Consider the following 13,789-nt stretch of genomic DNA (forward strand, 5'->3'; position numbering starts at 1 on the left):
GAGGCCATGAACGACGAGCAGTTACTGCGCTACTCCAGGCACTTACTGCTGGATGAAATTGACCTAGCGGGGCAAGAAAAACTACTCAAGTCCCACGTCCTAGTCATTGGGGCTGGCGGTTTAGGTTCCGCCGCCGCGCCCTACTTGGCCGCAGCCGGCATTGGCACTATCACCCTAATGGATTTTGATGCCGTTGAATTAACCAACTTGCAGCGCCAAATCATGCACGCCCAACATAGCGTGGGTAGTAGCAAGGTGGATTCAGGCAAGCGTTTTCTTGAAGCGCTTAATCCAAGCATCCGCGTTATTCCACTGCAAGAGCGCGCCACTGCTAGTAACCTGACTTCCATTTTGCCTTCCATTGATGTGGTTTTGGATTGCACTGACAACTTCGCTACCCGTCAGGTAATCAATGCGGCCTGCGCCCAGCATCGCGTCGCCTTGGTATCCGGGTCGGCGTTACGCCTGGACGGCCAACTGAGCGTATTTGATGTTAAGCGTGCTGACTCGCCTTGCTATGCCTGTATCTTTCCGCCCGACGAAGCACCAGAGGAAATCAATTGCGCCACCATGGGGGTCTTCTCCCCTTTGGTTGGCATTATTGGGACGATGCAGGCAGCGCAAGCACTGCAAGTACTGATTGGTTTTGGTAGTCCTTTGATAGGACGCTTGCTGTTATGGAATGCGCGCAATACCCAAATTGAAACGATTCAAATTAGCCGCAACCCCGATTGTCCAGTCTGCGGCCAGCGACACCCCGCATAAATCAATTCGCAATTAGGCTGCGGCGAGCGCCGCCAGTGCATCTGCCTGCTCAGCGGGATCAATTGCGCTCAGTACAGCAGCGGTTGGTGCTTTCAATTTATTGACATCGGCGCTGAGGATCTCGCGCTTAACCAATAGCAACTGACTAAAGTGCATCGAGAAATCCGTTAAGCCCATACCTAGCAATAGTTTAGTTAAGGTTGGGTCACCTGCCATCTCGCCGCATACCGCAATCGGGATGCCTGCCTGATTTGCTTGCTGAATAATATTCGCCAGCAAATTAAGGATCGCAGGATGGTATGGATCATACAAATGGGCTACCGCATGATCTGCACGATCAATCGCCAATGTGTACTGAATCAAATCATTCGTACCAATCGATAAAAAATCAAAGTGCCGAATAAATAAAGGCAATACTAAGGCGGCGGCTGGAATCTCGATCATCGCCCCAATTTGAATATTGGGGTTAAACAACTGATTGCGCTGTTGCAGCTGGGCCTTGGCTTTTTCAAGTAAGCGCAAGGTCTCACTAATTTCTTTGGCATGCGCCAGCATTGGAATCATGATCCGCGCTTGGCCATGTGCAGAGGCCCGCAAAATCGCCCTCAGCTGGGTCAAGAATATCTCTGGCTCAGTCAGGGACCACCGAATCGCCCGCAAGCCCAGCGGGGACGTGCCGGTTTGCGACAGGTCACTACCCGAACCCAAGGCTTTGTCAGCACCCACATCGATGGTTCGAATATTGACCGGCAGACCATGCATGGCCTCAATGACACGGCGGTACTCTAAATACTGCTGCTCCTCACCCGGAAGCGCTTCTTTGCGATTCATAAAGAGAAATTCAGAACGAAATAAACCAACACCTACCGCACCAAATTCAACTGCTTGCTTCGCATCTTCCGGTAATTCAATATTGGCCAAGAGTTCAATTTGAACGCCATCGCGCGTCTTGGTATCGGAATACTTAATTTGCTGTAACTTCTGCGCCTCTGCAAGCTCACTTTGCTGTAAGTCGCGGTAGTCTGCCAACAACCGATCGCTGGGAGAAACCACCACGACACCGCGGTCACCATCGAGTACTAGCCAATCGCCGTGACGAATAATCTCGCTGGCATGGCGCGCCCCCACAACTGCCGGAATTTCCATACTGCGGGCCACAATCGCGGTGTGCGAGGTACGGCCACCAAGGTCCGTAACAAAGCCTTTAAATGCATAGTCCTTAAAGCGCAACATGTCATGCGGCGCAATATCATGGGCCACAATGATGGCATCAACCCCAGCATCGGTCGGCGCCAAAAAGTCAGGCTGGGACAGTCCATCTTTATGTTGTGAGTGCAGCGCTTTTAAAACGCGCTCTGCCACCTGCCGAATGTCGTGGGCACGCTCTTTCAGATAAGGGTCTTCGATTTCGGCAAATTGCTCTAGCAAATCGTTTAGCTCGGTCGTTAAAGCCCACGCCGCATTGAGTCGTTCCGTCCGGATCAACTTCAACGGCTTTTCAGCCAAAGTAGGGTCAGCCAAAATCATGCTGTGGACATCCAAAAACGCAGCCATTTCTTGTGGCGCATCTTTCGGCAATCCCCCGCGCAGGGTAGTTAATTCGGACTGGACCTGCTTAAAGGCTGCATGCAATCGTTCGGCTTCTGCCTCTTCTTGCCCAGGATCGATTAAGTGGTGACTAACCTCAAGCGCCGCCCTAGAGATCAGCACGGCTCGGCCAATGGCAATGCCCTTGGATACCGGTATGCCGTGCAATGAAAAGGTCACGGTTTACTCGCCCTCACCGAAGCGATCATTAATCAATGCGGTAATGGCCTGCATGGCCTCTTCTGAATCGGTGCCGATGGTTTCCAGGGTTACGGTGCTGCCAATGCCTGCGGCCAGCATCATCACGCCCATAATGCTCTTGGCATTGATTTGACGGCTACCTTTACTCAGCAATACTTCGCACTGGTATTGCGCAGCGAGTTGCGATAGCTTGGCCGATGCCCTGGCATGAAGCCCGAGTTTATTGATGATGGTGATTTCAGCGACTGGCATAACTAATCCTGTACCTCGGTAGTTTCTACATTGGCGACACCGCCTAAACGCAAGATACCATTTTGACCGCCCTGCAGTGTTTTTTGGGTCAAGGCATCCAGCGCATCGTCTTTATAAGATACTGCGCGCATGAGCATGGGCAGATTAAGGCCAGCCAAAATTTGGACTTTTAATTTCATGCCCGAGTTATTTTGCTGCGTCATCAGGCGCGAAGCAACGTTCGCTGGGGTTGCGCCCATCACGTCCGTTAAGACTAAAAGCTCGCCATGCGTTTCCACTGCCTTGGCAGCAGCCAATACCCGCTCGAAACTAATTTTGGCATCCTCATGCGCTGGAATATCAACCGCCTGAATGTGCTCTGGTATCGAGCCATACACATGCTCAGCAAAGCTCAGCATAGCGCTTGCTATCGGGGTGTGGGCAATGATCAGAATTCCGGCCATATCAGTGCAAGGCTTTTTCTAAAGCGCGCAGCCAGATGGCAGCGACATCGCAATCGGTCTGCTCGGTAATTTCTACAAAACACGTTGGGCTGGTCACATTAATTTCCGTTAGGTAGCCGCCAATTAAGTCTAAGCCTACCAAGAAAAGTCCTTTTTGCCAAAGCAGCGGTGCCAAGTATTGCGCTACCTTCATTTCCTGGGGGGTCAACGGCATGGCCACACCCTTACCGCCGGCCGCTAAGTTACCGCGAATCTCTTTACCCTGGGGAATGCGCGCTAAGGCATAGGGAACGACTTCACCAGCGATGAGCAAAACGCGTTTATCGCCCTGTGCAATCTCTGGCAAAAAGCGTTGAACCATTAAAGTACGCGCGCCATTCTCGCCGAGGGTTTCAACAATGCTGGCTAAATTAAGGCCATCACTTCCTACCCGAAATACTCCCATGCCGCCCATACCATCCAGGGGCTTAATCACAATATCCGAATACTTTGCATGAAATGCCTCCACCTCAGCAAGGTCTCGCGTGACTAAGGTGGGGGGAATCAAATCAGGGTACTCGGTAATGGAGAGTTTCTCAGAATGCTCCCGAATCGCCCCAGGCTGATTAAAGACGCGCGCGCCCTGACGAACAGCCGCGGAGAGAAGCCAGGTGGTGTTGAGGTACTCGATATCGAACGGTGGATCTTTGCGCATCAACACAGCAGAAAAATCGGACACTCGGCGTGACTCGATTGCGCCCACTTCAAACCAGGATGTACTGCTAGGCTTAATCGCTAGCGGCCTGCAGTCAGCTACGACGCTATTGTCTTTCCAAACAATACCGCGCGTTTCCACAAACCACAGGCGATGCCCTGCCCCTTGGGCGGCGCGCATCATTGCCAGCGTTGAGTCCTTCTGTATCGCGAAGGAATCCAAGGGGTCGGCAATGAATAAAAAATCCAAGGGAATATCTCGGTAGCTTTACTTATGCCACTTCTGCGTTGGGGTCAGTACGCTCTAACTCGAGCGAAGACGCCAATAAAGCAAGGCGGGCCACTACACCATATAAATAGAATCGATTGGGAGCAGCGCTACCGGGTTTTGCGTGGTAATCCGGCATGGCATTTTGCTCGAATGCCAAGGGCACAAAATGCATACCAGGTGCATTGAGATTCTCATCGGGACCTCGGTCTGTATGAACGCGATAAAAGCCCCCAACTACATAGCGATCAATCATATAGACCACAGGCTCGGCAACCGCCTCGTTGACTTTTTCGAAGGTATACACACCCTCTTGAATAATTACATCACTAACCTCAAGGCCCTCTTTAACAATACTCATCTTGTTGCGTTCGCGGCGATTGAGGTTTTTGAGCTGGCTTGCATCGTTCACCACCATTACACCCATGCCATAGGTGCCAGCATCGGCCTTCACAACAACATACGGCTTTTCTTTAATGCCATATTCACGGTATTTTTTAGCCGTCTTTTTTAATACCTGCTCTACTGCTGCTTGCAATTCTTCTTCGCCCTGACGCTCATGGAAATTGATATTGCTGCAGCTGGTGAAGTAGGGATTGATCATCCATGGATCAATATTTACGAGCTTGGCAAACTTCTTCGCCACCTCATCGTAAGCCTCAAAGTGATTTGACTTGCGGCGAATATGCCAACCGGCATGCAATCCCGGCAATAAGTATTGCTCATAGATGTTTTCCAGTATCGGCGGAATGCCTGCAGACAAATCGTTATTGAGCAAAATGGAGCACGGATCAAAATCCTTAATGCCAAGGCGTTGCTTTTTAAGACCCAGTCGCGCGAGCGGCTCAAGCAGTAAGCGATTACCATCTGGTAAATCAATCCAAGTGGGCTTCTTAATGTCTTCGGACAAACTGCCAAGACGCACATTCAATCCAGCTTGACGCAGAATCGATGAGAGGCGGGCAATATTCTGCAAATAAAACGTATTCCGAGTATGGCGCTCCGGAATCAACAGCAAATTTTTTGCTTCTGGGCAAATCTTCTCAATCGCAGCCATCGCCGCCTGCACTGCAAGGGGCAACATCTCTGGGGAGAGGTTATTAAAACCGCCCGGAAATAAATTGGTATCGACTGGTGCTAGCTTAAAGCCGGAGTTCCGTAAATCAACGGAGCAATAAAAAGGGGGGGTGTGCTCTTGCCATTCCAAACGAAACCAGCGCTCGATAGCAGGAGTTGCTTCAAGTACCTTGGTCTCGAGTTCGAGCAAGGGGCCACTAAGGGCGGTAATGAGATGTGGAACCATCTCACTATTGTAAGTTTTTTTATAAAAAAGGCATTGGATCGAGAGAACCCAATAAAAAGGCTAAATAGGCCACTAGGGCCTATTTAGCTTTAAGAACACGCCTAATTAGGATTCGTAGGCTGTTTCACCGTGGGAAGCAATATCCAAGCCTTCGCGCTCTTCTTCTTCCTTCACACGCAAACCAATCACGATATCGACTAATTTGAATGCAACGACAGAGACTACGCCAGACCAAATGACGGTAGTAATGACGCCCTGGGCTTGCAGCCAAACTTGGCTACCCATGGAATACTCGGCTGCTGCAGCATTCGCAACATAGTCCCAGATTCCGGAGCCACCCAATGCGGGATCGGCAAATACACCAGTCAAGATTGCGCCAATGATTCCGCCAACGCCATGGACTCCAAATACGTCCAAACTGTCGTCTGCGCCAAGCATCCGCTTTAGGCCCGATACACCCCACAAGCAAAGTACGCCAGCAATCAGGCCGATGACGATCGCGCCCATTGGGCCAACAAAACCAGCAGCAGGGGTAATCGCTACTAAACCAGCAACGCAACCCGATGCGCCACCCAGCATAGAAGGCTTACCTTTGGTGATCCACTCAGCCAACGTCCAACCCAATACCGCAGCAGCAGTTGCTACTAAAGTGTTGAAGAAAGCCAGTGCAGCAGTTCCGTTTGCTTCCAATGCCGAGCCGGCATTGAATCCAAACCAACCGAACCACAAGAGTGAGGCACCAATCATGGTGTAAACCAAGTTGTGGGGCTTCATTGCCTCTTTACCAAAGCCAATCCGCTTGCCAACCATGTAAGAGCCAACTAAACCAGCAATCGCTGCATTGATGTGCACTACGGTGCCGCCAGCAAAGTCAAGAACACCCTTCTGCCATAACCAACCAGCTTTGGCTGTAATGGCTTCAAGCGACGCTGCATCTTTGATGTCATCTGGACCAGGCCAGAACCACACCATGTGGGCTACTGGTAAGTAAGCAAAGGTAAACCAAAGAACCGTAAAGGCCAAGATCGCAGCAAACTTCGCACGTTCTGCAAAGGCGCCGACGATTAAGCAGCAGGTAATGGTTGCAAACGCCGCCTGAAATCCAATGAAGGTAAATTCAGGAATGACTACGCCCTTACTAAAGGTTGCAGCCACGCTGTCTGGCGTTACGCCAGCCAGGAACAGTCGATCCAATCCACCAATGAATGCACTACCCTCGGTGAACGCAAAGCTGTAACCATAAATGGTCCACAACACTGCAATCAGGGAGAACACCACCATACACTGCACCAAGATCGACAGTACGTTTTTACTGCGCGTTAAGCCGCCATAAAACAAAGCGAGGCCAGGCAATGTCATCAGCACAACCAATGCCGTAGACACCATAATCCAAACCGTATCGCCTTTATTTGGAACTGCTGCAACAGCAGCAGCTGCTGCGGGTGCTGCAGCCGCTACATCTGCCGCGTATGCAGGCAACATCGCCAACATGCCGGTTGCACCTAAAGCTAGAGCCTTGGCGCCTCCCGAAATGCATTGTTTCATCCAAGTAAGCATTTTGAACCCCTCTTTAAAGTGCCGCCGCGCCGGTCTCGCCGGTACGGATACGAATGACGTGTTCAATGGGTGAGACAAAAATCTTGCCGTCACCAATCTTGCCCGTGCGTGCTGATTTTTCAATTGCCTCAATCGCACGCTCCAAAATACCGTCGTCTACAGCAGCCTCAATCTTTACCTTAGGTAAAAAATCGACCACATACTCTGCACCACGGTACAACTCAGTATGGCCCTTTTGTCGTCCAAAGCCCTTCACTTCTGTCACGGTAATGCCCGAGACACCCACTTCCGAGAGCGCCTCGCGCACTTCGTCAAGCTTGAAGGGCTTGATGACTGCGGTTATTAATTTCATACGTTTCTCCGTTAGGAAGGGTTATTAGAAAGTCTTGGTCAGAGCAACTACAGCACCGCCACGGCCGGCTGTTGTTTGGAGGCCGCCACTACCTGACGATAATGATGAAGGCGCTGCCCATGTATTCCACCAATTAGGATTTGCGTTTGTAGAGACATATGAGGCTGCAAGCGATAAGCCACCGCCAAAATCTTTCGTTACGCCCAACTTCCAATCGGTGTAACTTAAATTATTCTGTGTTTGAGGCGCAGGGCCGCTGTTATATGGCTGTCCCGCAACATATTGATATCCAATATGGCCATTTAAACTAATACCCCAAAAACCGGTATCAAGGTTTGAGGTTAAGTCCAAATAGTAAGAGCCAGAACTATTTGGGATACCAAAGATATTGGTCAGACCATAGTTCACCTTACCAAAACCAGTAACTGGGCCAAATGTATAGTTTTGGGCGGCATAAATTTCGGTAGTGTTAGGGTTAACCATCTGGCCGTTGTATTTACCGCCAGTTTGGTTGTAGTAATACTGCAAAACACCAAAGTCGGATGCAAAGCCTGGAGCAATTAATTCCTTTTTAAAGCCACCGTAGAAATCCATTTCAACAGGCGCCTTTATTCCATTACCAGTTGTATTTGATATCCAGCTAATCGTGCTGTTCCAGTTACCGATATAGAGTCCGCTCTCATGTGCGTAATCAAAGCCGCCCTGAATAGCAGGCTGATAATTCGTCTGGCTAATACCGCGATAGCGATAGTCATTTGTAATGGTTACGTTTGCTGTAACTGGGCTCGGCTCTGGAGCGGCCGCAGGGGCTGCTTGTGCAAACACTGCTGGGGCAAAGAGTCCAGAGATTGCAGCAGCAATCGCGGTTTTTTGTAGTGTGTTCATGGAATACTCCTGTTTAGGTTAAAAAGTTCGATTTCTAAAATGTTTCAATCGTTTGAACCCATCTATGGCGGCTCATGGATCTCATAGTGATCTGCGCGACTGTTTCTAAATTCGGACTTTTCCCCCTTTTAAGGCATATGCACCAAAATAGCCCATAAAATGGCACTGCTTTGGGCCATAACCCTGTTTTGGGGGCAATTTACCCTGATTTTTTGGGATTTCGAGCTCCATGATTTTCTGGGAGCTCCTAAAATGAAGCATTCACTTACCCTAAACGGACGCCATTCATGCAAAAGCCAACCCAAATCCTCGAGCAAATTCAGCGCATCGCTGAGGAAATGCAAAGCAAAGTGGGTGATGCCATTCGCAATTCACCTGCGCAAGAGATTGAAAAGAATGTGCGGGCCATGATGAATCAAGGCTTTCAGAAGATGGATTTAGTCACGCGCGATGAATTTGAATTGCAAGCCAAAGTACTCTCTAAAACGCGCGAGAAACTAGAGGCGCTCGAGTTAAAAGTCGCCGAGATGGAAAAGCACCGCGTCTAATTGCTTGGCGTATCCGCAATGATGGTTGCCGGAAAGTATTTCGGCGCTAACAAGAACCAAACAAACGCAACTGCTTGCGCAAGCAAAAAGACCCCGAGTGCCACATCAAATGCGCTGATCTGAGACCAGCCAGCAGCAACTCCCAAATCAATCACGTAACCAATTCCCCACTGCACAATAAATGCGCCAATAAATAGTGATAGGTTGTATGTGGTGCTAACGCGTCCCGAGTACGCCTTGGGAAAATAAGTGACGATTAAACTTTGCGCCAGCACATAGGAGGCGCATGCAACTGCCATCAAATACCACCATGCCCACACCCACGGACCACGCCAATAAAATGCACAGGCTTGCAGCACGATGGAAGCGCCCACCATCCAGGTCATGTAGCGCATAGTATCGATGCCGATGTGCGCTAGTTTTGGCAGGATCCACGCATTCAGCAAATAAGCGCAGAGCAGTACTGCATTAAAACCAAACAAAATTTGAGCTGCTGTACCTGCGCTGTAATCCATCACCTGAATTAACCACGGACCAAACCACAGGGTTTGAATCGCAATAAAAGCGCCATAGCAAAAAATACCGAGTGGCAGAATCCGCCAAAAGAAAGCATTCGTCAAAATCGGCTGATAGCTTTTCCAGGAGAGATTCACTTTTTCGTCGGGAGTAATCTCATCCGCTTTTGGGCCCTCATGAATTTTGGCTTTGATTGGCAGGCCGACATACAAAATCAAAATGGCAAGGGCAGACAAAGCGGCCATCACAACAAATACCCCCCGCCAACCGATAAAGGGAAGTACTTCGTGTACTGGCCAGCTGGTCATTAAGGCGCCCAAGGTACCAAACACCAACATGGCCGAGGCCAACTGCGGCTGTTGTTGTGATGGAAACCAGGTGCGAAAACCTGAAAACGCTGACATCAAACAGGCTGAGACCCCAACCCCGATGCACACGCGCCCAATCACCAAGGTCATAAATTGATCGGCAAAAGCAAAAATAAGGGCACCAATAATGGCAAAGCACATTAATGCCATCTCGGTTGCGCGCGGACCAAATCGATCAAGGGCTAAACCCACTGGGATTTGCGTCATACCAAAACCAATAAAGTAGGCTGAAGACAAAAAGCCCAACTCCGTGTGACTCAAATTCAGGTCACGAATCAGTTCAGGTGAAATCACGGCATTAATGGAGCGGAAGGCATAAGAGATGATGTAAGCCAAAGCAAAGCTCATGAACACGCGTAATGCATAGCGGCCTTGCAGCGGCAGCTCTATTCCTTGCTGCGGACGGCGATACCAATGCAAATTCATTTACTGCACGCGGAATTCGTCAAAAAAGGGATCCCATTTTTCTGCAGTGAGCTCAGATTGAAAGGCTTTTGCATTCGCAGGCGCCAAAAGCAATAAGGATTGTTGATAGATGCGACTGCCGCCCTCGCCATCGGGTCGCATAATCCAACGGACACGCATCCAGCGCTTACCACTCGGATTCTGGATTTCAAACAAATAGTCCTCGGCAAGCCCTTTGTTGCGGCCTGGTCCTGCGATTAAATACTGTGATGGGTGTCTGATTGGCTGAGTTTGAGCTGAATTGGCTGACTGCAGAATGGTTTTTTGCACTTGCTCTAGCAAAGCACCAGCTTGGGTATTGATGCTCGATGGCACCACAATCGTGGTGATCGACATGATTGCATCATCGATCTGCGTAACTTCGAGTGTTTGCTGTAGCTGAAGTCCTGCATAGGGTAGCGTCCGCTCGGCCTGCTTTGGCTTTTCAGGAAACAGTGCGGAATACCCCAGGCGCTCCGTATTTACAGCACGCCAATCCAACTTAGGGCTACAGCCCAAAATAACTGCGCTGATTACGATGATTCCAACTGCTTTTGCCAAACCTACCGATTGCAGTGGTAGGCTGAGCTTACTAAGACTAAACAACCCCTGCTCCATGAGCCTGCTGGTCAGCGTGGTAACTTGAACGTACCATCGCGCCGACCGCTGCATGGGTAAAGCCCATCGCATAGGCTTCGCGCTCGAACTCCTTAAATACATCGGGATGAACGTAACGCTGCACTGGTAAATGGTGGCCCGATGGCGCCAAGTACTGGCCAATGGTCAACATGTCGATGTTGTGTGCGCGCATGTCACGCATCACCTCTAGAATTTCTTCATCGGTTTCGCCCAGGCCAACCATGAGACCACTCTTGGTTGGAATCGAAGGAAAGCGCTCCTTAAAGTCCTTCAGTAATAGCAATGAATGGGCATAATCTGCGCCGGGTCGGGCTTGCTTATATAAACGAGGCACTGTTTCTAGATTGTGGTTCATGACATCGGGCAGGCCCATCTTGACGTTAGCTGAGAACACATCCAATGCCTTTTCTAAACGACCCCGAAAATCAGGCACCAATACTTCGATGCGTGTTTTTGGCGACAAGCTGCGTGATTGCGAAATGCAATCTACAAAATGCTGCGCGCCGCCATCACGCAAATCATCGCGATCCACACTGGTGATCACCACGTAATTTAATTTAAGGGCAGCAATCGTGCGCGCCAAATTATGGGGCTCATTCGTATCCAGGGGATCAGGGCGGCCATGGCCAACATCACAGAAGGGGCATCGGCGGGTGCACTTATCACCCATGATCATGAATGTAGCAGTGCCACTACCAAAACATTCCCCAATATTCGGGCAACTGGCTTCCTCGCAAACGGTGACTAATTCATTCTCACGAAGGATTTTTTTGATTTCAGCAAAGCGGGAATTATTTGATGCCGCCTTAACCCGAATCCAATCGGGCTTTTTTAACACTTCTTCAAGCGGCACAATCTTGATCGGAATGCGTGCCGTCTTTTCAGCCGACTTTTGCTTTCGCAGCGGGTCGTACTCTGGGGCGGATTGCACCTCAATACCGGATTTATCTACTGTCATGGTTTCCTATATGCACTGCACATCACGCAATTGGGTTTAACTGCTGCCGCAGCTGACTGACCAGGCGCTGAGCGACTGATGCCATATTGTCTTCGATCCCCAATGTTCTCATATCTACCGTGCGCAATCCCGCATAGCCACAAGGGTGGATTTGCTCGAATGCCGCCAAATCCATGCTCACATTGAGGGCAAGGCCATGGTACGAACAATGCCGCGTTACTTTTAAACCCAATGCTGCAATCTTAGCGCCGCGCCACTCGGATCGGCCCTGAAACGATGGCGCAATATAGATGCCCGGGGCTCCCGCCTCGCGAACCGCTGGCAATCCATACTCAGCCAAGGTATCCATGACCGCCTGCTCAATCCGATAAACGAACTCTTTGACATGCAGACTGTAACGACGAAGATCTAACAATAAATAGACGACGAGCTGTCCAGGTCCATGATAGGTAATCTGCCCGCCCCGATCGACCTGAACCAAGGGAATGGATCCATCCGCAGCGTGCAAATTGGCAGGATCGCCTGCGAGACCCAAAGTAAAAACGGGTGGGTGCTCTAAGACCCAGATTTCATCTGACGTCGATGCAGTGCGCTCTTTTGTGAATGAACGCATAGCTTCATACGTTGTTACATAATCCACTACGCCAAGCTGTCGAATGGCTATGGTCATGCCATCTCAACTAGAGAACAATACTAACAAGGGGATGGGTGGATAAGGTGCGATATAGCTCATCGAGTTGCTCGCGACTGGTCGCATTGATGCTAAGCGTCAACCCCATGTATTTCCCACTCTGAGACGGCCGCTTCTCGACCGTTTGCTCATTGAAAACAGGATCAAACTGTTTAGCAATATGAACCATGGCCGGTAAAAATTCAGGGGCATCTTTTCCCATGACTTTAATCGGAAAAATAGAGGGGTATTCAATTAATGATTTTTCTTCCATGGTCCTTACCCTTGGTTTGGCCAAGCGGGCTGACCTAGCCACTCGCCCAAAATAATATTCCGAATGCAATGCAATTTACGGTGAAAAAAATGATCTGCGCCGGGTACCACTTGGATAGTTAGCTCTTGTGGCCTAGCCCAATCAAATACATTCGCCAAAGGAATTGTCTCGTCGAGCTCACCATGAATCATGATCGTATCTTTCGGTACATCGAGTAATTCCCATTTACCTGCAGCGCTGCCCACCATGACAAAGCGTTCTGCAGGGCGGCCTAAATCGGCCAAGGCCTTAATCAAATGGCTGCCAACAAAACTGCCGAACGAGAAGCCCGCGACCACCAGTGGCAAGTTCGCAACCGAATTCGTCCAAATGTATTGCTCTGTTAATTCATTATTCATCCAGGTATGGGGATGGCGCATCCACTCCGATACATGCAATAAGTCAGCCAGTTCACCAACGCCTTCATCGTGAACGCCGGCCGTACCACCAACGCCGCGGAAGTTTGGACGCACACTAACGTAGCCCAATTGATTAAATGCCCGAGCAATGGTTTGTGCCACCTTGTTATCCATCGTGCCGCCCAGCAAGGGATGCGGATGAGCAACCAAAGCAAGACCGCGCACCATAAAGCTGGGATCACTTTTGAGCGAATCAGGCAAGTCAATTGCCATTTCAATTGAGCCAACAACACCTTCAATTGAAATTACTTGGGTACGGCTATTCATACGCGCGTCTTTTTAGAAGAAGAAAGATTAAGCAGCCAACAAACGTTCAACGGGCTTCCCTTTAATTAAATGGGATTGAATGATCTCTTCAATGTCATCGGTATCAATAAAGGTATACCAAGTACCTTCTGGATAAATCACCATCACGGGTCCGAGGTTACATGCATCAAGGCAACCCGCTTTATTGACGCGAATCTTGCCTGCGCCAGAAAGTCCGAGCTCTTTAATGCGATTTTTAGCATAAGTGAATAACTCAAATGCGTTGTGCTGGGCGCAGCAATTCTCGCCATTGCTGCGTTCATTGAGGCAAAAGAAGAGGTGGTTTTTAAATGGCATATAAA

At 49.7% G+C, this 13,789-nt stretch carries 17 protein-coding genes; 2 read left to right on the top strand and 15 right to left on the bottom strand.

The genetic code is table 11. The annotated features are described in order from the left end of the window. Positions 1-6: 6 nt before the first annotated feature. Positions 7-765, top strand: a complete 759-nt coding sequence (locus tag AOC34_RS09515) for a HesA/MoeB/ThiF family protein (RefSeq protein ID WP_108469828.1) — start codon at positions 7-9, stop codon at positions 763-765. A gap of 12 nt (positions 766-777) precedes the next feature. Here AOC34_RS09515 and ptsP read toward each other — a convergent pair whose 3' ends face one another. The 8 genes from ptsP to AOC34_RS09555 form a co-directional block, all read right to left on the bottom strand. Beyond that, on the bottom strand, positions 778-2,532 hold the full coding sequence (ptsP, locus tag AOC34_RS09520) for a phosphoenolpyruvate--protein phosphotransferase (RefSeq protein WP_108469829.1): 1,755 nt from the start codon (positions 2,530-2,532) through the stop codon (positions 778-780). 3 nt (positions 2,533-2,535) lie between these two features. Further along, positions 2,536-2,805 carry an HPr family phosphocarrier protein gene (locus AOC34_RS09525; RefSeq protein WP_108469830.1) on the bottom strand — a complete coding sequence of 90 codons (270 nt, stop codon included), beginning with the start codon at positions 2,803-2,805 and terminating at the stop codon, positions 2,536-2,538. 2 nt (positions 2,806-2,807) lie between these two features. Continuing rightward, positions 2,808-3,248 (bottom strand): PTS sugar transporter subunit IIA, encoded by a 441-nt coding sequence (locus AOC34_RS09530; protein WP_108469831.1) that lies wholly within the window; start codon positions 3,246-3,248, stop codon positions 2,808-2,810. Between the two features lies 1 nt (position 3,249). Next, entirely contained in the window at positions 3,250-4,191 is a 942-nt protein-coding gene (gene gshB, locus AOC34_RS09535; protein ID WP_108469832.1) for a glutathione synthase, read from the bottom strand. A gap of 22 nt (positions 4,192-4,213) precedes the next feature. Next, positions 4,214-5,512, bottom strand: coding sequence for a glutamate--cysteine ligase (gshA, locus tag AOC34_RS09540; protein ID WP_108469833.1), 1,299 nt, complete (start codon positions 5,510-5,512; stop codon positions 4,214-4,216). Between the two features lie 105 nt (positions 5,513-5,617). Next, positions 5,618-7,069: an ammonium transporter gene (locus tag AOC34_RS09545; RefSeq protein ID WP_108469834.1), complete on the bottom strand. Its 1,452-nt coding sequence runs from the start codon at positions 7,067-7,069 to the stop codon at positions 5,618-5,620. Positions 7,070-7,082: 13 nt separating this feature from the next. Next, positions 7,083-7,421, bottom strand: a complete 339-nt coding sequence (locus tag AOC34_RS09550) for a P-II family nitrogen regulator (RefSeq protein WP_108469835.1) — start codon at positions 7,419-7,421, stop codon at positions 7,083-7,085. A 24-nt stretch (positions 7,422-7,445) separates the two neighbouring features. Then, on the bottom strand, positions 7,446-8,306 hold the full coding sequence (locus AOC34_RS09555; RefSeq protein ID WP_108469836.1) for a TorF family putative porin: 861 nt from the start codon (positions 8,304-8,306) through the stop codon (positions 7,446-7,448). A gap of 287 nt (positions 8,307-8,593) precedes the next feature. On the opposite strand from AOC34_RS09555, the gene AOC34_RS09560 reads away from it, so the two are divergent. Beyond that, positions 8,594-8,854, top strand: coding sequence for an accessory factor UbiK family protein (locus AOC34_RS09560; protein WP_108469837.1), 261 nt, complete (start codon positions 8,594-8,596; stop codon positions 8,852-8,854). On the opposite strand, the gene AOC34_RS09565 is transcribed toward AOC34_RS09560, so the two are convergent. Genes AOC34_RS09565 through AOC34_RS09595 form a run of 7 tightly spaced genes read right to left on the bottom strand, consistent with a single transcriptional unit; the run spans position 8,851 to position 13,784 of the window. Further along, complete coding sequence (locus AOC34_RS09565) at positions 8,851-10,164, bottom strand: MFS transporter (RefSeq protein WP_108469838.1); 1,314 nt, start codon at positions 10,162-10,164, stop codon at positions 8,851-8,853. The genes AOC34_RS09560 and AOC34_RS09565 overlap by 4 nt on opposite strands. Further along, positions 10,165-10,788: a hypothetical protein gene (locus AOC34_RS09570; RefSeq protein WP_159074851.1), complete on the bottom strand. Its 624-nt coding sequence runs from the start codon at positions 10,786-10,788 to the stop codon at positions 10,165-10,167. After that, complete coding sequence (lipA, locus tag AOC34_RS09575) at positions 10,781-11,779, bottom strand: lipoyl synthase (protein ID WP_108469840.1); 999 nt, start codon at positions 11,777-11,779, stop codon at positions 10,781-10,783. Before lipA ends, AOC34_RS09570 begins: the two co-directional genes overlap by 8 nt. 22 nt (positions 11,780-11,801) lie before the next feature. Continuing rightward, a complete protein-coding gene (gene lipB, locus AOC34_RS09580) occupies positions 11,802-12,449 on the bottom strand; it encodes a lipoyl(octanoyl) transferase LipB (RefSeq protein WP_108469841.1) in 648 nt (215 codons plus the stop codon). A 10-nt stretch (positions 12,450-12,459) separates the two neighbouring features. Next, positions 12,460-12,723, bottom strand: a complete 264-nt coding sequence (locus AOC34_RS09585; protein WP_108469842.1) for a DUF493 family protein — start codon at positions 12,721-12,723, stop codon at positions 12,460-12,462. 5 nt (positions 12,724-12,728) lie between these two features. After that, positions 12,729-13,448, bottom strand: coding sequence for an alpha/beta hydrolase (locus tag AOC34_RS09590; protein ID WP_108469843.1), 720 nt, complete (start codon positions 13,446-13,448; stop codon positions 12,729-12,731). A 27-nt stretch (positions 13,449-13,475) separates the two neighbouring features. Further along, positions 13,476-13,784, bottom strand: coding sequence for a (2Fe-2S) ferredoxin domain-containing protein (locus tag AOC34_RS09595; protein WP_108469844.1), 309 nt, complete (start codon positions 13,782-13,784; stop codon positions 13,476-13,478). Positions 13,785-13,789: the final 5 nt, after the last annotated feature.

Origin of the sequence: Polynucleobacter difficilis (assembly GCF_003065365.1) — a bacterium.
Lineage (GTDB): Bacteria > Pseudomonadota > Gammaproteobacteria > Burkholderiales > Burkholderiaceae > Polynucleobacter > Polynucleobacter difficilis.